This is a genomic window from Pseudarthrobacter sp. 1C304, assembly GCF_052245515.1.
Taxonomy (GTDB): Bacteria; Actinomycetota; Actinomycetes; order Actinomycetales; family Micrococcaceae; genus Arthrobacter.
In genome coordinates, this window is the sequence record NZ_JBQQCH010000009.1 from 154,006 (window position 1) to 174,998 (window position 20,993).

The following is a 20,993-nucleotide window of genomic DNA, read 5'->3' on the forward strand; positions in this document are numbered from 1 at the left end:
TTCGCACGCCTAGTCCTTTGCGCGTGCCGCCGGGCCGTCGTCGTCGGTGAAGCCCCGCGTGCCGGCCGCCTGCTGCACCACGGCCTCCAGTTCGTCGGTGCTGAGCAGCTCCGGGTGCAGGTGCTTGGTGCGGTAGCCGGCGCGGCCCACCATGTGCGCCGACACGGGTACCGTCAGCAGCTGGAAGATCCAGGCCACCACCAGCACCGGCCACACCCACCAGGTCCGCATCTGGAGTCCCAGCGCGGCCAGCAGCAGGAACAGCCCCAGCACCTGGGGCTTGGTGGCCGCATGCATCCGGGTCATCAGGTCGGGAAAACGCAGCAGCCCCAGCGCGGCGGCGAGGGACATCAGCGAGCCCACGACGAGGAAGACGGCCGAGACGGCGTCGATCACGGTGTCAACGGTGAAGGTCTCAGGATTCACGGGGCTGCTCCCTTCGGTCGGCGACGAACCGCGCCACCGTTACGGAGCCGACAAAGCCGATGAGGGACACCGCCACCAGGAGCATGAGGTTGTTCAGGTGCCGGTTGACGGCCATGTCGATGCACAGCGCGGCTCCCACGATCGCCAGCAGCACGTCCGCGGCGAGCACCCGGTCCAGCAGCGAAGGTCCCCGCGCGATCCGGATGATCGCCCCTCCGGCGGCCAGGGACAGTACGACGGCGGTTACGGTCAGGACAAGCTCCATCATGGCACCAGCTCCTGGTTGAGCGCGGAAAGTTCGGCTTTGGTGCCCATGATCCGGATCAGCCCGGCCTCCGTGGCGCGGACGTCCCGGCGCAGCTGCGCGGCGTCCTCTGCGTTGCGGACGTTGATGCCGTGGACGTACAGCGTGGACGTGGAGCGGTCCACCTCCACCACCAGCGACCCCGGGATCAGTGCGGTCACGTGCCCCGTGGCGGTCACCAGCAGGTCGGAGTGGCTCCGCAGCGGGACCGCGACGACGGCGCTGATGACCTTGGGCCCTTTGGCCGCGGCCAGGTACAGGACCTGGAAACTCGCCACCACCACCTTGCCCAGGAAGTGCGCGGCGAAGGTGGCGGCGTGCAGCACGTTGAAGCGGCCGCCGAGTTCCACCGGGGGCAGGTAGAACAGCCGGGCCACCAGCACTGCGATCAGGGCGCCGAAGAGCAGATTGCCGGGGCTGAAGTCCTGCCACAGCGCGCCCCAGACCACAACGAGCCAGACCAGGAGCGGGAGTTCCTGGCGCAGGGAGATCCTTTTCCGGTTCATCGGCGTTCCTGCCCGCTGGCCGGCTGGTCAGGGCCCGGCCCGGGCTGGGACAGCACCGGGACGGGCACTTCCTCGCCCAGGACGGCCTGGATGTAGGGTGCCCGGTCCAGCATCTCGACGGCGGACCGGTCCGCCACCCGGAACAACGGCCCGGCGAAGACGGTCAGCGCGACGCCGAAAATGACCAGTCCCAGCGTGGAACCCACCATGGTCCGCGGGAGCAGGGTGACGGACTTCCCGGCCCGCTCACCCGTGGCGGAATCCGCAGGATCCGCCAGCAGCACCGGGTCGGGGTGCTCGGCGTCCTCGGGCTTGCGCCAGAAGGCGCGGTTCCAGACTCTCGCGATGGCCAGCAGCGTCAGCAGGCTGGTCAGCACGCCGCCGATCACCAGGGCGTAGGCCAGCGGGGTGCCGAGCTGGACGCCGGCCTGCAGCAGGCCCAGCTTGCCCAGGAAACCGGAGAACGGCGGGATCCCGGCCAGGTTCATGGCGGGGACGAAGAACAGTACTGCCAGCAGCGGGGACAGCTTGGCGAGGCCGGCCACGCGGTCCATCGAGGAGCTGCCGCCGCGGCGTTCGATCAGGCCCGTCACAAGGAACAGGCTGGTCTGGATAGTGATGTGGTGGGCGACGTAGAACACGGCGGCGCCCAGCCCGGCCACGGAGGACATCGCAAGGCCGAACACCATGTAGCCGATGTGGCTGACCAGCGTGAAGGACAGGAGTCGCTTGATGTCGCTTTGCGCCAGCGCGCCGAGGATCCCCACCACCATGGTCAGCAGCGCCGCGACCATCAGCGGCGTGTTGAAGGTGTCCCCCGGGAAGAGCAGTGTTTCGGTCCGCACCATGGCGTACACGCCCACCTTGGTCAGCAGGCCGGCGAACACGGCGGTCACCGGGGCGGGCGCCGTCGGGTAGGAGTCCGGCAGCCAGAAGGACAGCGGGAACACGGCGGCTTTGATCGCAAACGCCACCAGCAGCAAGACGTGCAGCAGGTTCCGGGTGCCCGGGTCCAGCTCGGCGAGCTTGAGGGCGAGGTCGGCCATGTTGATGGTTCCGGTGGCCCCGTAGACCATGGCGATCGCGATCAGGAACAGCACGGAGGAGACCACGGAGACCACCACGTAGGTCACCCCGGCCCGGATCCGCGGGCCCGTCCCGCCCAGGGTCATCAGCACGTAGCTTGCGGTCAGGAGGATCTCGAAGCCCACGTAGAGGTTGAACAGGTCCCCGGAGAGGAAGGCGTTGGACACCCCGGCCACCAGAATCAGGTAGGTGGGGTGGAAGATCGAGACGGGGGCGTCCTGGTCGCCGTCGGCCATGCCCTGCCCGGTGGCGTAGATCAGCACTGCGAGGCTGACGGAGGAGGAGACCACCAGCATCAGCGAGGAGAACTGGTCCACCACCATCACGATGCCCCAGGGCGGGAGCCAGCCGCCGATGTTGACCGCCGAGGTGCCGCCGTCCCAGACGGAGGCCAGCAGCCAGCACTCAAGCAGCAGGGTCAGGGACAGGACCGCGATGCTCACGGTCCGCTGGGCCCGCGACTGCCGGACCAGGAGGAACGTCAGCGCGGCGCCGAGGATGGGAAGGACGACGGCGAGCGGGGCGAAACTGGCAATGTTCATCGTCCGCCTCCTTCCTGGCTGGGGGGCGGTGGAACGTTGAGGGAACCTGGCTGCTCTTCCGAGGCGGTCTCATCGGCTTCCAGTTTGCGGTCGCCCACCTTGACGGTGGCGCCGGAGGCATGGCCGGCCCCGTCCCGGGAATCGGAGATCCCCTCGCCGTCCGTGCCGAGCATGGTCAGCGGGAATTCGGATGTTTCGACCGGGATGACGGAGTCGTCCTCGGCGTCGAAGCTGGGGGTCTTGGCGACGCGGCGGTCCTCGGCGTCGTCCTGGATCTCGTCCTGGCGGGCCAGGACCCAGGTGCGGTAGATGATGCCGAGCATAAACGCCGTGACCGCGAAGGAGATCACGATCGAGGTGAGAATGAGAGCCTGCGGCAGCGGATCGTTGTAGTCACCGGGTGCGGTGTCCTTGTTGTAGAGCGGCGCCAGGCCGGCGTAGCCGCCGGTGGCGAGGAGCAGCAGGTTGGTGGCGTTGGCCAGCAGCATCAGCCCCAGCAGGACCCGGGTCAGGCTGCGTTCAAGGATCAGGTAGATGCCGCAGGCATACAGTGCCCCCATGACCGTCAGCAGGGTCAGGTTGACGCTCATGCTTTCCCCTTGGCTGTGGTTTCGGCCGGGATGTCTCCGGTTTCCTGCTCCTCGGACGGCTCGGCCGGGTGCTCCTCGAAATGCTCGTCGATCTCCGCACCCAGGCTGCGCAGCACGTCCAGCGCCAGGCCGAGGACCACGATGTACACCCCGATGTCGAAGATGGTGGAGGTGACGAACTTGACGTCACCAAACACGGGCAGCCAGAACTCGATGATGGCCGTCTGGAAAACCTGCCCGCCCAGCAGCAGCGGGGCCACGCCGGAGGCCGCCGCGGTGGCCAGGCCGATGCCCAGCAGCGTGCCTGCGCTGACCGGGGTGGCCTCGTGCAGTTCGAAGCGACCGCCGGCCAGGTAGCGGATGGTGAGGGCCAGGCCGGCGGTGAGGCCGCCGGCGAAGCCGCCGCCGGGGAGGTTGTGGCCGGCCAGCAGCAGGTAGATCGAGAAGACGATCAGGGAGTGGAAGATCAGCCGCGTCACCACTTCGAAGATGATGGAGCGGCGCTCCGGCGCCAGGGTCCGCCCTGCCACCAGCCAGGCATCGCGGCTGGACTCGGCGAAGCGGCGGCTCATGGCCAGCGCAGCGGCGTCACGGGTGTTGCCGCCGCCCGCGCTGCTGGGCTTCCGGCGGCCCACGGTGCCTTCGGCGACCGAGGACGCTGTCCGCGCCCCGTCGCCGCGGCCGCGGACGAAAATGAGGCTGGCCACGCCGGTGGCGGCCAGGGCCAGCACCGTGATCTCACCGAATGTGTCCCAGGCCCGGATATCAACGAGCGTCACGTTGACGATGTTCAGCCCGCCGCCGCCCTCGTAGGCCAGCTTCGGGAATTCCAGCGAGACGGGCATGGATACGCGGGCGCCCAGGGCGTAGATGGCGGCGAACACCATGGTGAGGCCGAATCCCAAGCCAATGATCACACGGACAACCCGGTACCTGCCGCCGGTGCGGTCCCGCAGCTCAGCGGGGAGGCTGCGCATGGCGAGAACGAAAGCCACCAGAATAATGGTTTCCACCAGCATCTGGGTCAGGGCCAGGTCCGGCGCCCCCTGCAGCGCGAACATCAGGGCGATGCCGTAACCGGCGACGGACACCATCAGGACCGCCAGGAAGCGCCGGTTGGCCCGCACCGCGGCCAGCGCGCCGACCACGATTCCGGCGCCCACCACAATCTGCAGCGGTGAGTTGGGGTCGATGAAGTAGAGGTCGGTGGGAAGCGGTTTGTCGGCGAGCACCAGCGCCGTGAGCGGCAGGACGAAGGCCACGGACAGGATGACGGAGAGGTAGAAGTAGAGCGAACCGCGCTGGGTCCGTCCAGTGACCCAGACCGCGACGTCGTCGAGGGCACCGATGGTCAGCTGGTAGGTGCGGTCGCCGTCGATCCAGCCCGGGACCAGGCTCTGGGCACGCGCCACGGCGTTCCGGCCGTAGAACATGGCCAGGCCGAGGGCAAAGGTGACGGCGGTCAGGCCCAGGGCGGGTGTCAGCCCGTGCCACAGCGCCAGGTGGCCGGCCGCGGCGGCCACGTCCTCGCCGTCGGGCACGAACAGCGCCGCGTACGGCTGGATCCACGCGTCCACCGGCACCGGCCACAGGCCGTAGACGATGGTCAGCAGGCTCAGGACGGCGGGGGCCGCCAGGAACGCCGGCTTGATCGGTTTAAACGGGGTGGCCTCGACGCCGGGCTTGACGGCGAAGGCGCCCCACATGAACCGCGCGCTGTAGGCGAAGGTCAGGACGGATCCCACCACCAGGCCGGCCAGGAGGACCGTTCCCCAGGGCCCGGCGGCGGGCTCCGAGGCGTAGTGGACGAAGGCCTCGAAAACCGATTCCTTCGCGACGAAGCCGGCCAGGGGCGGGATGCCGGCCATCGAGGCGGCGCCGATCGCGGCCACAACGGCGAGGGCCCGGGACGAGCGGTAGACGCCGGAGAGCTTGCGGATGTCGCGGGTCCCGGCCTGGTGGTCGATGATGCCCACGGTGAGGAACAGGGTGGCCTTGAAGAGGCCGTGCGCAAGGAGCAGGGCGAGTCCGGCGAGGGCCGCATCCGGTGTGCCGAGGCCCACCACCATGGTCAGGAAGCCCAGCTGGCTGACCGTACCGTAGGCCAGGATGAGCTTGATGTCGGTCTGCCGCAGCGCCCGGTAGCCGCCGACCAGCATGGTGGCCAGCCCCAGGCCCAGCACCACCGGGAGCCAGTACGAGGTGTCCGCGAAGCCGGGCGCCAGCCGCGCCACAAGGTAGATGCCGGCCTTCACCATGGCCGCGGCGTGCAGGTACGCGCTCACCGGTGTGGGAGCTGCCATGGCGCCGGGGAGCCAGAAGTGAAAGGGCACCAGCGCGGACTTGGTGATCGCGCCGACCAGGATGAGGACCACGGCGCCGGCCACGGCCCCGGCGGCCGGGCCGGTGACGAGGGCTGGGGCCTGCTCCAGGATGGCGGAGATCCGGTACGTGCCGGCGTTGAACCCCAGGATGATCAGGCCCACCAGCATGGCCAGGCCGCCGGCGGTGGTCACCACAAGGGCCTGCAACGCGGAGCGGCGCGCCGACAGCCGGGTCCGGGCGTAGCCGATCAGCAGGTAGGACAGGACGGTGGTCAGTTCCCAGAAGATGAACATCAGGAGCAGGTCGTCGGCGGTCACCAAGCCGAACATGGCCCCGGCAAAGGCCAGCAGCTGGGCCCCGAATCCGCCGAGGTAGTCATCTTTGTTCTTGAAATACCGGGCGCAGTAGACCAGGACCAGGGCGCCCACGCCGAGGACCAGCAGGGACATGACCCAGGCCAGGGCATCCATGCGGAAGGCGAGTTCAATGCGCAGCTCGGGAATCCACGGCACGACTTCGGTGAGGGCGGTGCCGGGGTCGCCGCCGGTCAGGGGTGCGTCTGAGCCGGCATAGACGGCGCCGTGCTGCAGGGCCAGCCAGACGAAGGAGACGGCGGGAACGGCGGCGAGGACGTAGAACGAATTCCGGCCGAACTTCCGGAAGAGAAAAGGCGCCACAGCGGCCACCGCAAAGTGCACGGCAAGAACTGTGATCACTGGTATCTCCGCAACGTCAGGAATTCGGTTGTCAAAAAGTTGGAGCAGGCGGCGCATTCGTTAGGTTCAGTCCGGTCAGTTTACCAAGCGTGCACAAATTCTTTTCGCAGGGGTCCCCCACCTGCGCCGGGCCGCGGGTGTCCTGCGATTAGTATTCGAGCTATGAACTCCGCCGCCGCCCCTGAGGCCATGCGACCCGCATCGGATCTGGCATCCGGAAGCCAGGTCTCCCGGAAGGGCCGCATCCTCGCCTGGGCGGCCTGGGACTGGGGTTCCGCCGCCTTCAACGCGGTCATGACCACCTTCGTTTTCACCGTGTACCTGACCTCCAACGCCTTCGGCGGCGAGGACCAGGCCTCCGCGGTCCTGGGCGGCGCGCTGGCGATCGCCGGCGCGGCGATCGCCCTGCTGGCCCCTGTCACCGGGCAGCGTTCCGATGCCGGCGGGCGCCGCAAGCTCTGGCTGGGGGTCAACACCGCCGCCGTCGCGCTCCTGACCGCCCTGTGCTTCTTCGTTTTCCCCCGGCCGGAGTTCCTGCTGCTCGGCGTGACGCTGATTGCCCTGGCAAACGTGTTCTTCGAGTTCGCCGGCGTGAACTACAACGCCATGCTCACCCAGATCTCCACGCCGCAGAACATCGGCAAGGTCAGCGGGTTCGGCTGGGGCATGGGATACCTCGGCGGCATCGTCGCCCTCCTGGTGGTCCTCCAACTGTTTGTCCAGCCCAGCTTCGAGTGGTTCGGCGCGTCGACGGCGGAGGGCCTGAACATCCGCCTGGTGGCGGTCTTCTCGGCCCTCTGGTTCTTCATCTTCGCGCTGCCCGTGCTGTTCGCCGTCCCGGAGGTGCCCCGGACCCGGCAGGGCCCCGGCCTCGGGTTCCTGGCCTCCTACGGACTGCTGGTGCGCCGGATCAAGGCGATCTACCGGACCAGCCCGCACACCATCTACTTCCTGCTCGCCAGCGCCGTCTTCAGGGACGGGCTGGCTGCGGTGTTCACGTTCGGCGGGATCATCGCCGCGGGCACCTTCGGCTTCGAGCTCAAGGACGTCATCTTCTTCGCGATCTTCGGCAACGTCGTGGCGGCCGTCGGCGCCGTCCTGGGCGGTCTCCTTGACGACCGGATCGGGCCGAAAGCGGTCATCACTGGCTCCCTGGCCGGTCTGCTGCTCGCCGGGACGGCGATCCTGGTCCTCGGCAACGACGACCATGCCGTCTTCGGCATAAGCTGGGCCGGGAGCACCACTTTCTGGGTCTTCGGACTGTTCCTGTGCCTCTTTGTCGGGCCGGCACAGTCCTCCTCGCGGGCGTACCTGGGCCGGCTGGCGCCGCCCGGCGAATCCGGCGAGCTCTTTGGCCTCTATGCCACCACAGGCCGGGCCGTAAGCTTCCTCGCACCCGCCCTCTTCACGCTGTGCATCACGGTCGCCGCCCCGCTGGTGGCACCCGGGGAGGCCCAGCGCTGGGGCATCCTCGGCATCATGGTGGTGCTGCTCGCCGGGCTGCTGCTCCTGCTGCCGGTCAAGGCTCCGGACAAAGCGGACATCGCCGTCGTTCCCGCCGCCTGACGCTGCCCGAAAGGCCGTGCCGCGCACTAGGCTGGAGGCATGAACGTGGATGAAACAGACCTCCCGGGACTGGGCCGGCGCAAGGACTTCATGACCGCCTCCGGACGGCGGATCGGCGTCGTGGAGTACCGCGAAGGTCAAACCGAACTGATCGTCTCAACGTGGGATGACCCGGACACCTGCCAGGCGTCCATTCCCCTGACGGCCGACGAGGCCGCGGCGCTGGGAAACCTCCTGGGCGGCCAGCGCCTTGCCATGCAGCTTTCCGAAGCCCACCGCGAGGTTCCGGGGATCGTGACCCGGCAGTTCTCCATCGCCGCCGATTCCCCGTTCCACAACCAGCCGATGGGCAAGGCCGCCATCCGGACCCGGAGCGGCGTCTCGATCGTCGCGATCATGCGCGAGGGCGAGGTGGTCCCTTCCCCGGGACCCGACGTCGTCCTCCACCCGGGCGACCTCCTCGTGGCGGTGGGAACCCAGGAAGGCCTTGACACGGCGGCCCGCATCCTGCGCAACGGCTGACGGCATGGATCCGCTCGCACTGACCCTCATCGAACTCGGGGCCGTCGTCTTTTGCCTCGGCATGCTGGCGAGGCTGGCCGGGCGGATCGGCATGTCCCCCATCCCGCTCTATCTCATCGGCGGCCTGTTCTTCGGGGCCGGCGGGCTGGTCAAGCTCGAAGGTATGCACGAGTTTGCACACCTTTCCAGTGAGATCGGCGTCATCCTGCTGCTGCTTATGCTCGGATTGGAATATACGGCCGCCGAGCTCGTAACCGGCCTCCGCCGGTCCTGGCAGGCGGGCGTCCTGGACCTGGTGCTGAACTTCCTGCCGGGCGCCATCCTCGCCATCCTGCTGGGCTGGGGCCCGGTAGGGGCCATGGTGATGGGCGGGGTCACGTACATTTCGTCCTCGGGGATCGCGGCCAAGGTGATCACGGACCTGGGACGGATCGGCAACCGCGAAACCCCGGTGGTGCTCTCGATCCTGGTGTTCGAGGACCTCGCCATGGCCATCTACCTGCCGATCCTGACGGCCACCCTGGCCGGGGTGAGCTTCGCTGTGGGCCTGCAGACCGTGGGGATCTCCCTTGCCGTCGTCACGGTGGTCCTGCTTGTGGCGCTGCGGCACGGGCACCACGTCTCCAAGGCCGTCCACAGTGAAAACTCCGAGGTGTTCCTGCTCAACCTGCTGGGGGCCGCGCTGCTGGTGGCCGGCCTGGCCGCCGCCATGCAGGTGTCCGCCGCGGTGGGCGCCTTTATGCTCGGCATCGCGATCTCCGGAGCCACCGCGCACAGCGCCACCCGGATCCTGGAGCCGCTGCGGGACCTCTTCGCGGCCATTTTCTTCGTCGTGTTCGGCCTCAACACGGACCCTTCCACCATCCCGCCCGTGCTCGGCTGGGCGCTGCTGCTGGCCATCGTCACGGCGGCCACCAAAATGCTCACCGGGATCTGGGCGGCGAAGCGGGCGGGAATCGGTGTGCCGGGACGCTTCCGCGCCGGAGCGGCGCTGATCGCGCGCGGGGAATTTTCGATCGTTATTGCCGGGCTGGCCGTGGCATCCGGGGTGGTGCCCGCGGACCTGGCGGCCCTGGCCACAGCCTATGTGCTGATCATGGCCGTGACGGGCCCGCTGGCCGCCCGGTTCGTGGAGCCGGTGGTGGCAATGCTGCGCAAGCCGGCCAAACCGTCCGCCGTGCGGACCGCCGACGGGGTCTAGGGGGGACTCAGATGTCCGTGCGGTGGAAGTTCAGGTGGCTGCGGCTCGCCGTCGGGCCGCGCTGGCCCTGGTAGCGGTTGCCGTATTCGCCGGAACCGTAAGGGTGTTCGGCGGCCGAGGTGAGCCGGAAGAAGCACAGCTGGCCGATCTTCATGCCGGGCCACAGCTTGATGGGCAGCGTCGCCATGTTGGACAGTTCCAGGGTCACGTGGCCGGAGAAACCGGGATCGATGAACCCTGCGGTCGAGTGCGTCAGCAGGCCCAGACGGCCCAGCGAGGACTTGCCCTCCAGCCGGGCGGCGATGTCATCGGGGAGCGTCACGGTCTCGTAGGTGGAGCCCAGCACGAACTCCCCGGGGTGGAGGATGAAGGGTTCGCCGGTTTCGACCTCCACCAGGCGGGTCAGCTCGGGCTGGTCCTCGGCGGGGTCGATGTGGGCGTACTTGTGGTTGTCGAAGAGCCGGAAGAATTTGTCGATCCGGACGTCCACCGACGAGGGCTGGACCATGGCCGGGTCGAACGGCTCCAGAACGATCCGTTGGGAGTCAATTTCGGCACGAATGTCGCGGTCTGAGATCAGCACAGACTCAAAATTACCGTACTCCCCCGGAACAGTCGTCCGCGGCGCCAGTGTTACAGCCCCGCTGTCAGGACTCGGCCCGTTCCAGTACCGATTTGAGCTGTTCAAGCTGGCAGACTTCAGCCTTCATCCGCCGCCGGAAGGGGGAGCTCAGCCGGGCCAGGATGCCCCGGGGCTCGCGTTCCAGGGCGAACCGGACGCGGGTGCTGCCGCCCTCCGTGCTCAGGTAGTAGCCGCCGTGCATACGCTCCGCGCCGGCAAGGGCCTTGTACTGGATCTCCGCACCGGGACGGGCCTCGGTGATCTCGAAGTTCCCGCAGACCGTGCGCCCGCCGGGGCCCGCAATAATCTGGCGGTAGAGGGCGCCTTTGGTTCCGGCCGCCCCGGATTCCAGTTCGATGCTGCGGATGCCGGCGCGCCAGCTCGGCAGGTTACGGACGTCCAGCAGGAAGTCATACACGCTCATGGCATCTCGTTTGATGATGACGTCGTACTCTGCGATTGCCACGGAAATCCTTGCTCGGCGGACAGCTGATGGGCGTAGCCCGCTTCCCCTGAACTGCAGCTAACCCCTTCAGGATAGACAGCAGGGCCCGCCCCGCGCGGTTGCGGGGGCGGGCCTTTATCGAAGAGTTATGGGACGGCGCGGACCGTGTCTCTCGCCGGTGCGAGGTGTTCGGAGAACGCCCCCGGCTGGGGTAAGGTAAATCTCGTTGTTCCCCGGGACCACGTCCAGCTTGCCGGACGGTCCCACTGCGGCTGTAGCTCAATGGTAGAGCGCTAGCTTCCCAAGCTTGATACGCGGGTTCGATTCCCGTCAGCCGCTCCAACCCACCATGCGGCCTCGGCCGGAATCCCCAGCCCGGAACCCCGGCTGGCGCACAGCTCCGGGGCCGTTAGGTCGGTACCTGTATCGTTCGAAGTCAGGAACCTCTTCGGTTCCGCTACAGGAGCGATCATGGCTGACAAGTCCCCCCGTCAAACAGCATCCAAGAAATCCGCAAAATCCATCAAGGAAAAGCGCGCCGAGAAGAGGGACGCCGCGGCGCCGCCCAGCTCCCTGGACAAAACGACCAGCTCCAAGCCGGCGGGCGCCAAAAAGAAGTGAGCGGCACCATGAGCCACCTCACCCTCGGAGTCCTTGCCACGACACGGAAGCCTGACGAGCGCCGCCTCCCGATCCATCCCCTTCACCTGGGCCGCATCGCCCCGGAACTCCGGCAGCAGCTGATCCTGGAGGAAGGCTACGGCGAACGTTTCGGCGTCTCAGACGCCCACCTGGCGCCGCTCGTGGGGCGCATCGCCCCCCGCGCGCAAGTACTGGCCGAGGCCGATATCGTCCTCCTGCCCAAGCCCCAGCCCGCAGACCTCGCCGAACTGCGCGACGGGCAGGTCCTCTGGGGCTGGCCGCACTGCGTCCAGGACCGGGCTGTCACGCAGCTCGCAATCGACAAAAAGCTCACGCTCATCGCCTTCGAAGCGATGAACCACTGGGCCAGCGACGGCGGCTTCGGGCTCCACGTGTTCCACAAGAACAATGAGCTGGCCGGCTACTGCTCCGTCCTGCACGCCCTGGCGCTGACGGGCTCCACCGGTGACTACGGCCGGCGCCTGCGCGCCGTCGTCATCGGCTTCGGGGCCACAGCCCGCGGTGCGGTGACGGCCCTCAACGCCCACGGCATCCATGACGTCCAGGTGCTGACCAACCGAGGGGTTGCCGCGGTGGGTTCCCCCATCCATTCGGTGCGGATCGCGCAGTTCGACCACGACGATAAGGCGCCGTTTCTCAGCGAGGTCATCACCGAGCGCGGCCGCGTGCCGCTGGCGCCGTTCCTCGCCGAGAGCGACATCGTGGTCAACTGCACACTGCAGGACCCGAACGCGCCGCTGACGTACCTGCGCACCGAGGACCTGCACGCGTTCCGGCCCGGCAGCCTGATTGTGGACGTCTCCTGCGACGAGGGCATGGGCTTCAGCTGGGCGAAAACCACAACATTCGCGGAGCCGATGTTCAAGGTCGGCGACCATATCGACTACTACGCGGTGGACCACAGCCCGTCCTACTTGTGGAACTCGGCCAGCTGGGAAATCAGCGAGGCTCTGCTGCCGTTCCTGGAAACCGTGATCACCGGCCCCGAGGCCTGGATCGGAAACGAGACCATCCGCCGCGCGATCGAAATCCGCGACGGCGTGGTCCTCAACCCGGATGTGCTGCAGTTCCAGCAGCGCGGGCCGGAGTACCCGCACCTGCCGCTGACGCCCTAGTTTGGGTTTCGGCGACGAGTTAAGACGGCCGCTGCGCGGATCCACACAGCGGCCGTCCGTTTTCGGTGGTGAAACCGGCGCGTAAAGTCAGACGGAGGCGTGGCGCCGGCCCTGGTTCCGGACGATCTTCAGCAGCCTGCGCCGGTCTTTGAGATCCACCTTGAGCATCAGTTCCCCGCGCCGCGCCAGCACGACGGCGGCCGTCGCCGCAGCCATTGCCGGCACCCCGCCCGAAACCAGGATGGCCGTATGCGGGTCCACGTGCTCGGCCAGCCAGCCAATCATCGGGCCGCCAATCGCCTGCCCGCCGATCAGCACCATGATGTACAGGCTCATAACACGTCCGCGGATGGCCATGTTGGAACTGACCTGGACCAACTGGTTGGCCGCGGTCAGGAACATCAGGCACCAGAACCCTGCCAGCACCATCGCCGCCCCGAACCACACCATGGAGGGGGCCAGCGAGGCCAGGCAGAGCATCAGCCCGTACATGCCGGCCCCCAGCATCACCGAGCGCAGCCGGAGCTCCCGGCGCCGGGCAGAGGTGACGGCCCCGGCCAGCGCCCCCAGGGCCACCAGCGCGTTCAGCAGGCCGTAGCCGCCGGCGCCGACGTCGTACACGTGGTCCGCGAAGGCCGCCAGCAGCACCGGCAGGCTCATCGCAAAGACAGCGATGAAACCGGCCATCAGCCACGGCCAGTAGATGGTGGGCTTGCTGAGCGCATAATCCAGCCCTTCGCGCAGCATGCCCTTGCGCTTCGGCACGGGCGCGCTGATGTGCAACTGGTCCTTCCGCAGGGTCAGCAGCATCGCAACCGTGAAGCAGCACGCCATGGCGTTCGCGGCAAACGCCCAGCCGGCGCCTACCGCCGTCAGCAGCAGCCCGGCGAGCGCGGGCCCGATCAGGCCGCCCAGCTGGAACGTCGTGGAGTTCACGCTGATGGCGTTCCGCAAATAGGCCGGCCCCACCAGCTCGTTGACGAACACCTGGCGTGCCGGCTGGTCCAGCACGGTCACCAGGCCCAGGGCGAGGGCGATCACGTAGACATGCCAGACCTCGATCCGCTGGCTCAGCGCCAGCACCGCGAGGATGGCGGCCAGCACCGCGGCCACCGACTGGCACAGCATGAGGATCCGGCGCTTGGCGAAGCGGTCCGCCATCATGCCGGCCCACGGTCCGAGGAACAGCGAGGGCAGGAACTGCAGCGCCACCGTGATCCCGACGGCGGTGACAGACCCGGAGAGCTGGAGCACCAGCCAGTCCTGCGCGATCCGCTGCATCCACAGGGCGATCACGGCGATGAAGTGGCCGATCACGAAGATGCGGAAGTTGCGGACCTTCAGCGAGATGAAGGTGTGGCGCCACGGCAGCCGTTCACTGACGACGGCGAGGGGCTGGGTAATGGTGTCCGGCAGTGCAGTTACGTTGGCCTCTAACGGCGGAGGGGGTGCCACGTGAAGTCCTCAAAGGAGCGGGTGAGCGGGGATGCCTTAACGCTAAGCTGGCCACATTGGATTGTGGAAGCTTATTCACCGCATAACTAGCATCACGAAACGCAATGCACCCCAAGTCCGCCGCAGGTCAGGAGCCAGCATGTTCGAACCCGCCCAACTGCGGTCCTTCCTGGCCGTCGCCGAGACGCTGAGCTTCACCAAGGCCGCCGAACGGCTGGGACTGGCGCAGCCCACGGTCAGCCAGCACGTGCGCAAGCTTGAGGCCGCGGCCAAGCGTGTGCTGGTGGCGCGGGACACCAGGGACGTCCGCCTGACCGACAACGGGGACGCCATGGCCGGGTTCGCCCGCAGCATCCTCTCCGCCCACGACGCCGCCTCCCGGTACTTTTCCGGCTCCGCCATGCGCGGCCGGCTGCGCTTCGGCACGGCGGACGACCTCGCCATCACCGGCCTGCCCCGGATCCTGCGGGAGTTCCGGCAGGTCTACCCGCAGATCAACCTGGAACTGACCGTGGGCCAGAGCGACCAGCTCTACAAAAAACTCAACGCCGGACAGCTGGACCTGGTGTTCGTCAAGTGGGTGGCCGGGGCCAAGGACGGCACGGTGGTGCAGCAGGATTCCTTTGCCTGGGTGGGGCTGGAGCAGACGTCGCTGGACCCCGCCGAGTCCGTGCCGCTGATTGCCTACCCCTCCCCCAGCCTGAGCCGGAAGCTGGCCATCGACGCACTCGAATCCGCCGGGCGGACCTGGCGCATCACCTGCACCACGCGGCAGATCAGCGGCGTCCTGGCCGCGGTCCGGGCGGGCATCGGGGTGGCCGTCATGCCGTCCTCGCTGGTGCCGGAGGACCTGAAGATCATCACCCGGCGCTTCGACCTGCCACCGGTGGGCGACGTCGATTTCACCCTGATCCGCAACCCACTGGCCAACACCGAAGTGATCGAGGCCCTGACCCAGACCATCGCGGGCCGGACCCTCAAACGTCCCGCCTGACAGCCGCTCCTGCGTACCCGCGGCTGTACCTACTCGGATTGCGTACTTACGCATACCATTGATCCACTCGAATTCCTGGCTTATCCTGAGTGTGTTGCAGGTCAAGCAGAGGCCTCTGACAACGATTCGAATACGAACGACGCCCTGTGTGTCTGCCCATCGGCGACCCACCGGACCCGTTCGGGATAGGCCGACAATGACGCCAGCCATAAACCGATCACACACGTCCTCAGCATCCACGTCCCGCAACCTGTTGTCCGCGGGGCCCTTCTCCCAGGCCGTGCACCGCGGTGCCGCGGCCAATCACCCGAGCCGCGGGCGCCTGGATCCGCACGCCACCACGCTGGTCGAGGCCGAATACGTGGGCAGCCCCTACTGCGAACGTTGCGGCACGGACGAGTTCATCTACCTCGAGACTTTTGTTCCCGCCACCCACCACCGGGACGGCACCATCAACAAGCTCGGCGAAGTGACGTACTTCTGCTCTGGCTGCGACGACTTCTCCGCACACGCTGTGCCCGCCGCGTGGGTTCCGCCCGGCTGGTACTTCGGCTGATTGCTGCGGGCAACGCGCCCCTAACAAACGAGCCGGGCGGCCACCATTGGAGGGTGGCCGCCCGGCTCGTTTGTGTTTCCGGTCAGGTGCCGGGGGCAGGTCCGCCTAGATCAGGCCGTCCGAGATGAAGTTCGGCGTGCCAAATCGGTGCGCCGTGATGCTGACGGCCTGCTCGTGCAGGAACGGCAGCAGCTCCACGCGCCCGGCCTCCGTGACGGGGTGGAAGTAAACCGCCAGGTCGGGGCGTCCGCCGGTGGCCTCGGCCAGCGCCTTGGCATCCCCGCCGATGAGCCGGATCCGTGAGGTGGAAAGCCGGGCCGTGCCGGCGAACCGGGCTGCGGAGGCCAGCCAGCCGGCGTCGTCCTCCACGGTGACGTCAATACCGAGTCCGGTGAGGACGGTGTGCAGCCGGGCGGGAAGCTCGACGGCGGTGGAAACGGTCAGCGCGGAGCCCGCCAGGACGCCCGCCGCCACGGTCCGGACCAGGTGCGCCAGCGGTTCGCCGCCGGAGAGCCGCACCGCGACCGGGAGTGCACGGTAGCGGAAGATGTTCCGCTCGGCGCTCAGCCCCGAGACGTCCTTGGCGGTGCCGAATTCCTCGGCCCAGGCCTTGGCATCGGAAGCCAGGGCGCGCTGCAGTGCCTCCATCTCCTCGGCGGACAGGAAGCTCTGGGCCGCCTGCTCGATCCGGCGGACGCCCGCGTGGGCGGACCCGGCGGCCGCCGCGGCCCCGGCGGTGCTGGGCTTGCTGACCCAGTCGCCGAGCCCCACGAGGTAGTTGGGGCCGCCGGCTTTGGTACCGGCGCCGACGGCGGATTTCTTCCAGCCGCCGAAGGGCTGGCGCTGCACGATGGCGCCGGTGATGCCGCGGTTGACGTAGAGGTTTCCGGCCTGGACGGTGTCGAGCCAAAGGCCCAGTTCCTCCGGGTTCAGCGAGTGCAGCCCGGACGTGAGCCCGTAGTCGATCTGATTCTGGATCGCGATGGCTTCCTCGAGGGTCTCCGCCGTCATCACGCCGAGGACCGGTCCGAAGAATTCGGTGAGGTGGAAGTAGGATCCGCGCCGGACGCCCGAGCGGACGCCGGGGCTCCAGAGCTTGCCGGTGTCGTCGAGCTTCTGCGGCTCCACTGCCCAGCTTTCGCCCTCGCCGAGCGTGGTGAGCGCGTTGAGGAGCTTGCCGTTGGCGGGCTCGATGATGGGGCCCATCTGGCTCGTCGGGTCTTCCGGGTAGCCGACCTTCAGCGAGGTGACGGCGTCAATCAGCTGGTTGTGGAAGCGTTTGGATTTCGCCACGGAGCCGACCAGGATCACCAGCGAGGCGGCCGAGCACTTCTGCCCGGCATGGCCGAACGCGGAGTACGCCACGTCCTTGGCGGCGAGGTCCAGGTCGGCGCTCGGGGTGACGATGATGGCGTTCTTGCCGCTGGTTTCGGCCAGGAGCGGCAGGTCCGGCCGGAAACCGCGGAACAGTTCGGCCGTTTCGTAGCCGCCGGTGAGGATTACACGGTCCACGGCCGGGTGGGAGATCAGCTGCCGGCCGAGCTCGCGTTCGCCCAGCTGGACCATGGTCAGCACGTCGCGCGGGACGCCGGCCTCCCAGAGCGCCTCGATCATCACGGCACCGCTGCGCCGCGCCTGCTTGGCGGGCTTGATGACGACGGCGGAGCCGGCGGCGAGGGCGGCCAGGGTGGATCCGGCCGGGATGGCGACCGGGAAGTTCCACGGCGGCGTCACCACGGTGAGCTTGGCGGGGACGAACGTGGCGCCGTCGACGTCGTCGAGCCGGCGGGCCGACTCGGCGTAGTAGTGCGCGAAGTCGACGGCCTCGCTGACCTCGGGGTCGCCCTGGTCGATGGTCTTGCCGGTCTCGCTGGCCATGACCTCGAGCAGGTCGGCGCGGCGGGCCTCGAGGACGTCGCCGGCGCGGTGCAGGATCGCGGCGCGCTCGGCGCCGGAGAGCGCGCCCCAGGCCTTGCCCTTTTCGACGGCGGTGTCGATGACGGCGTTCAGGGACGCCTCGTCGTTGATTGTGGCGGCCTCGACGGCGGCGTTGCCCAGCGTGGAGGTGGCGACGCGGCCGAGGATGGCGCGGCCCCAGTCGCGGTTGGCCGGCAGCGCGGGGTCGGTGTCCGGGGTGTTCCGGAAGGAATCATGGGGCATCGGCTCTGCCGGGAGGGCACGGTTCTGCCGGCGGTTCGGCGGCGGGACCTCGTCGTCGAGCTTGGCCAGCGAGGCGAGGAAGCGCTGCTTCTCACGCTCGAACAGCGTTTCGTTCTCGCTGAGCTCAAACACCGCCGACATGAAGTTGTCTTGGCTGGCGCCTTCCTCGAGCCGGCGGATCAGGTAGGCGATGGCGACGTCGAACTCGGCGGGGTGCACCACGGGCGTGTAGAGCAGGAGCGAGCCGACATCCTTCTTCACGGCTTCGGCCTGGCCCTGCGCCATGCCGAGCAGCATCTCGAACTCGATGGCGGATTCCACCCCGCGCTGCTTGGCGAGCAGCCACGCGAACGCGATGTCGAAGAGGTTGTGGCCCGCGACGCCGATCCGGATGTTGCGGGTCCGGTCCGGGTGCAGCGAGTAGTTGATGACGCGCTTGTAGTTGGTGTCCGAGTCCTGCTTGGTGTTCCAGGTGGCGAGCGGCCAGTCGTGCAGGGAGGCTTCGACCTGTTCCATCGGCAGGTTGGCGCCCTTGACCACGCGGACCTTGATGGCGGCGCCGCCGGCGGCACGGCGGGCCGCGGCCCACTCCTGCAGGCGGATCATGGCGTCCAGGGCGTCCGGAAGGTAGGCCTGCAGCACGATGCCGGCCTCAAGGTTCTTGAACTCGGGCTTGTCCAGGATCCGGGTGAAGACCGCAATGGTCATGTCCAGGTCCTTGTACTCCTCCATGTCCAGGTTGATGAACTTGGCTGCCTTACCCGCGCCAGTGCCTGACGCGCCGTCCGCAAACGACGCTGCGCGGGTGAAGAGCGGGGTGAGCTTCTCGACGACGTGCTCCACTGCCTCATCGAAGGCCCACGCCGAGTGCGGGGCAACGGTGGAGGAGACCTTGATGGAGACGTAGTCGACGTCGGGGCGGGCCAGGAGCTTGTGGGTTCCGGCGAGGCGGCGGGAGGCCTCGTGCTCGCCGAGGACAGCCTCACCGAGAAGGTTGACGTTGAGCTTGATGCCGTCCTTGCGGATCTTGGCGATCGCAGGGCCAAGCTTGGCGTCGGTGGCGTCGACGATCAGGTGTCCCACCATCTCGCGGAGGACACGCCGGGCGACCGGGATGACCACTTGCGGCAGCGCCGGGGCCATGGTTCCGCCGAGGCGGACGGCGCCGCGCATGTACCAGGGCAGGAAGGCCGGAACCTTCGGGGCCAGCGCGGCGAGGTTCCGGGCGGCGACCTGCAGGTCCTCGGGGCGGACGACGCCGTCGACGAAGCCCACGGTGAAGTCGAGGCCGTTGGGGTCCTTGAGGACGCCTGCCAGCTGCTGGGCCGAGGCGTCGACCGGCACCTTGCCGGCCTCGGTGAGCCAGTGGCGCACCAGCGCGATGGTTTCCTCGGCGAGGGCTGCGGCCTCAAGGACCGGCGAGCCTTCGGACACGGGCGCGTGCCCGGCCGCGTTGCCGGTGTTCACGCCGGACTCCGTTGAAATGTTGGTCATGGCTGGTGCTCGTACTTTCTCAAGATGTGGACCGTTCCAGATTCAGTATGCGACCGGATTTTCATAAGATAAAGCGATGTTTTCCGAGCAATACTGGTTAGGAAAATCGATCGTTCGGGAGGTGCGCTCAACCGCCCCAGACACACGGATGCGCTATCACTTTTGGGTCCCAAAAGGCCGGAATGGGACCCAGAAGTGATAGCGCAACTCGGGTGGTACGCGGCTACTTGAGCGGGCGGTGCATTTCCACCAGTTCCTGGTGCCGGGGGCTGTCCGGGTTCATCAGCGAGTGCTTGCGGCCATAGCCGAAGTAGATGACCAGGCCGATGAGGAGCCAGACGCCGAAGCGGGCCCAGGTCTCCCAGTGCAGCTGAAGCATCAGGAACGCCGAAGCAAGCACGCCGAAGGCGGGAACCAAGGGCATCAGGGGAAGCCGGAAGGTGCGCGGTGCATCGGGCTTCTTGTAGCGGAACACGATGACTGCGGTGCAGACCACCACGAACGCGGCCAGGATTCCGATGTTGGTGAGGTCGGCGACGGCCTTGATCGGGAACACGCCGGCCAGCAGCGCGGAGCCGATGCCCGCGATCCAGGTGACACGCTGCGGGGTGCCGTGGCTGTCCGTCTTGGCGAACCACCCGGGGAGCAGCCCGTCACGGCTCATGGAGAACCAGACGCGGGTGACGCCAAGCAGGAAGGTGAGCATCACGGTCAGGATGGACAGCACCGCGAAGACCGAGATGATCGTGGCGATGACCGGCAGGCCCACGCTGTTGAATGCCGAGGCGAAGCCGGCCTTGGGGTCGATTTCCTGGTAGTTCTGCATGCCGGTGAGCACCAGCGTGGCAGCGACATACAGGAGCATCGCGATGATGAGGGACATGATGATGGCCTTCGGCATGTGCTTCTTGCCGTCCTTCGCCTCTTCCGCGGCCGTGCTCATCGCGTCATACCCGAAGACGGCGAAGAACACCGTGGCGGCCCCCGCGACCACCGGGCCGAAGCCGCTGGGCATAAACGGGTTGTAGTTGCCGGTATCGATGTAGAAGACGCCCAGGCCGATGATGAACAGGATGAGGATGACCTTGATGGCGACGGCGATCAGCTCGAACCGCCCGAAGGTCTTGGTGCCGCGGGACAGGATCCAGGTCACCAGCAGGCAGACGGCGATCGCCGGGATGTTGACGATGCCGCCGGTGCCTTCATCCGGCGTCGAGGTCATCCAGTCGGGCATGTTAATTCCGATGCCGGTGAGGAAAGCGTCGAAGTAGCCTGAGATACCGATGGCCACGACGGCCACGATCGCGATGTATTCCAGCAGCAGGTCCCACCCGATGAACCAGCCGATGATTTCGCCGAGGGCAACATATCCGTAGGTATAGGCCGACCCCGCCCGCGGGATCATGCCGGCAAATTCCGCGTAGGACAGTGCGGCCGCCGCGGAGGCCAGCCCCGCGATCAGGAAGGAGAACAGCACTGCCGGGCCGACGCCGGGTTCAGACTCGCTGCCGTGCGCAACAAGGCCTGCCAAAGAAAAGATGCCGACGCCGATGATGCCGCCGACGCCGATGGCCGTCAGCTGCCAGAAGCCAAGGCTCTTCATCAAGCCGCTGTGAAGGCTTTCTTCCTCGATGTCGTCGATCGGCTTGCGCCGCATGATCGACCTGTCTATGTCTTGTGTAGCCATCAGGGTCTCCCGCGTTTA

General features: G+C 67.7%; 18 protein-coding genes and 1 tRNA gene. 8 read left to right on the forward strand and 11 right to left on the reverse strand.

What is annotated here, in order from left to right; all coding sequences use genetic code 11:
* Nucleotides 1–9: 9 nt before the first annotated feature.
* The 6 genes from mnhG to ACTWQD_RS15990 are packed head-to-tail and all read right to left on the reverse strand — an operon-like array spanning nucleotide 10 to nucleotide 6,495.
* A complete protein-coding gene (mnhG, locus tag ACTWQD_RS15965; protein WP_443197102.1) occupies nucleotides 10–426 on the reverse strand; it encodes a monovalent cation/H(+) antiporter subunit G in 417 nt (138 codons plus the stop codon).
* Nucleotides 416–694 (reverse strand): monovalent cation/H+ antiporter complex subunit F, encoded by a 279-nt coding sequence (locus ACTWQD_RS15970; protein ID WP_443197103.1) that lies wholly within the window; start codon nucleotides 692–694, stop codon nucleotides 416–418. The genes mnhG and ACTWQD_RS15970 overlap by 11 nt, the downstream gene beginning before the upstream one ends.
* A complete protein-coding gene (locus tag ACTWQD_RS15975) occupies nucleotides 691–1,236 on the reverse strand; it encodes a Na+/H+ antiporter subunit E (protein WP_443197104.1) in 546 nt (181 codons plus the stop codon). Before ACTWQD_RS15975 ends, ACTWQD_RS15970 begins: the two co-directional genes overlap by 4 nt.
* Nucleotides 1,233–2,864 carry a Na+/H+ antiporter subunit D gene (locus tag ACTWQD_RS15980; RefSeq protein WP_443197105.1) on the reverse strand — a complete coding sequence of 544 codons (1,632 nt, stop codon included), beginning with the start codon at nucleotides 2,862–2,864 and terminating at the stop codon, nucleotides 1,233–1,235. Before ACTWQD_RS15980 ends, ACTWQD_RS15975 begins: the two co-directional genes overlap by 4 nt.
* On the reverse strand, nucleotides 2,861–3,454 hold the full coding sequence (locus ACTWQD_RS15985; protein WP_443197106.1) for a Na(+)/H(+) antiporter subunit C: 594 nt from the start codon (nucleotides 3,452–3,454) through the stop codon (nucleotides 2,861–2,863). The genes ACTWQD_RS15980 and ACTWQD_RS15985 overlap by 4 nt, the downstream gene beginning before the upstream one ends.
* Complete coding sequence (locus tag ACTWQD_RS15990) at nucleotides 3,451–6,495, reverse strand: Na+/H+ antiporter subunit A (protein WP_443197107.1); 3,045 nt, start codon at nucleotides 6,493–6,495, stop codon at nucleotides 3,451–3,453. Before ACTWQD_RS15990 ends, ACTWQD_RS15985 begins: the two co-directional genes overlap by 4 nt.
* Nucleotides 6,496–6,657: 162 nt before the next feature.
* On the opposite strand from ACTWQD_RS15990, the gene ACTWQD_RS15995 reads away from it, so the two are divergent.
* Genes ACTWQD_RS15995 through ACTWQD_RS16005 form a run of 3 tightly spaced genes read left to right on the forward strand, consistent with a single transcriptional unit; the run spans nucleotide 6,658 to nucleotide 9,784 of the window.
* Complete coding sequence (locus ACTWQD_RS15995; protein ID WP_443197108.1) at nucleotides 6,658–8,061, forward strand: MFS transporter; 1,404 nt, start codon at nucleotides 6,658–6,660, stop codon at nucleotides 8,059–8,061.
* A gap of 39 nt (nucleotides 8,062–8,100) precedes the next feature.
* A complete protein-coding gene (locus tag ACTWQD_RS16000; RefSeq protein ID WP_443197109.1) occupies nucleotides 8,101–8,583 on the forward strand; it encodes a cation:proton antiporter regulatory subunit in 483 nt (160 codons plus the stop codon).
* Between the two features lie 4 nt (nucleotides 8,584–8,587).
* The gene (locus ACTWQD_RS16005) at nucleotides 8,588–9,784 is read left to right on the forward strand and encodes a cation:proton antiporter (RefSeq protein ID WP_443197110.1); all 1,197 of its coding nucleotides are present in this window, start codon (nucleotides 8,588–8,590) and stop codon (nucleotides 9,782–9,784) included.
* A 7-nt stretch (nucleotides 9,785–9,791) separates the two neighbouring features.
* On the opposite strand, the gene dcd is transcribed toward ACTWQD_RS16005, so the two are convergent.
* Complete coding sequence (gene dcd, locus ACTWQD_RS16010; RefSeq protein ID WP_066436588.1) at nucleotides 9,792–10,367, reverse strand: dCTP deaminase; 576 nt, start codon at nucleotides 10,365–10,367, stop codon at nucleotides 9,792–9,794.
* 64 nt (nucleotides 10,368–10,431) lie between these two features.
* Nucleotides 10,432–10,872, reverse strand: a complete 441-nt coding sequence (locus tag ACTWQD_RS16015) for an SRPBCC family protein (protein ID WP_443197111.1) — start codon at nucleotides 10,870–10,872, stop codon at nucleotides 10,432–10,434.
* A gap of 247 nt (nucleotides 10,873–11,119) precedes the next feature.
* Between ACTWQD_RS16015 and ACTWQD_RS16020 the strand changes: the two genes are divergently transcribed.
* The 3 genes from ACTWQD_RS16020 to ACTWQD_RS16030 all read left to right on the forward strand — a co-directional run bounded on the left by ACTWQD_RS16020 (nucleotide 11,120) and on the right by ACTWQD_RS16030 (nucleotide 12,629).
* A tRNA-Gly gene (locus ACTWQD_RS16020) sits at nucleotides 11,120–11,193 on the forward strand.
* Nucleotides 11,194–11,322: 129 nt separating this feature from the next.
* On the forward strand, nucleotides 11,323–11,472 hold the full coding sequence (locus ACTWQD_RS16025) for a hypothetical protein (protein ID WP_443197112.1): 150 nt from the start codon (nucleotides 11,323–11,325) through the stop codon (nucleotides 11,470–11,472).
* Between the two features lie 8 nt (nucleotides 11,473–11,480).
* Nucleotides 11,481–12,629, forward strand: coding sequence for a N(5)-(carboxyethyl)ornithine synthase (locus tag ACTWQD_RS16030; protein ID WP_443197113.1), 1,149 nt, complete (start codon nucleotides 11,481–11,483; stop codon nucleotides 12,627–12,629).
* Between the two features lie 87 nt (nucleotides 12,630–12,716).
* Here ACTWQD_RS16030 and ACTWQD_RS16035 read toward each other — a convergent pair whose 3' ends face one another.
* Nucleotides 12,717–14,084 (reverse strand): MFS transporter, encoded by a 1,368-nt coding sequence (locus tag ACTWQD_RS16035; RefSeq protein WP_443197114.1) that lies wholly within the window; start codon nucleotides 14,082–14,084, stop codon nucleotides 12,717–12,719.
* Nucleotides 14,085–14,223: 139 nt separating this feature from the next.
* Between ACTWQD_RS16035 and ACTWQD_RS16040 the strand changes: the two genes are divergently transcribed.
* The gene (locus ACTWQD_RS16040; RefSeq protein ID WP_443197115.1) at nucleotides 14,224–15,078 is read left to right on the forward strand and encodes a LysR substrate-binding domain-containing protein; all 855 of its coding nucleotides are present in this window, start codon (nucleotides 14,224–14,226) and stop codon (nucleotides 15,076–15,078) included.
* Between the two features lie 196 nt (nucleotides 15,079–15,274).
* Entirely contained in the window at nucleotides 15,275–15,634 is a 360-nt protein-coding gene (locus ACTWQD_RS16045; RefSeq protein WP_443197116.1) for a hypothetical protein, read from the forward strand.
* A 105-nt stretch (nucleotides 15,635–15,739) separates the two neighbouring features.
* Here the strand turns inward: ACTWQD_RS16045 and ACTWQD_RS16050 are convergent, their stop codons facing one another.
* Nucleotides 15,740–19,288 (reverse strand): bifunctional proline dehydrogenase/L-glutamate gamma-semialdehyde dehydrogenase, encoded by a 3,549-nt coding sequence (locus ACTWQD_RS16050; protein WP_443197117.1) that lies wholly within the window; start codon nucleotides 19,286–19,288, stop codon nucleotides 15,740–15,742.
* A 223-nt stretch (nucleotides 19,289–19,511) separates the two neighbouring features.
* Nucleotides 19,512–20,975: an amino acid permease gene (locus ACTWQD_RS16055; protein ID WP_443197118.1), complete on the reverse strand. Its 1,464-nt coding sequence runs from the start codon at nucleotides 20,973–20,975 to the stop codon at nucleotides 19,512–19,514.
* Nucleotides 20,976–20,993 lie beyond the last annotated feature (18 nt).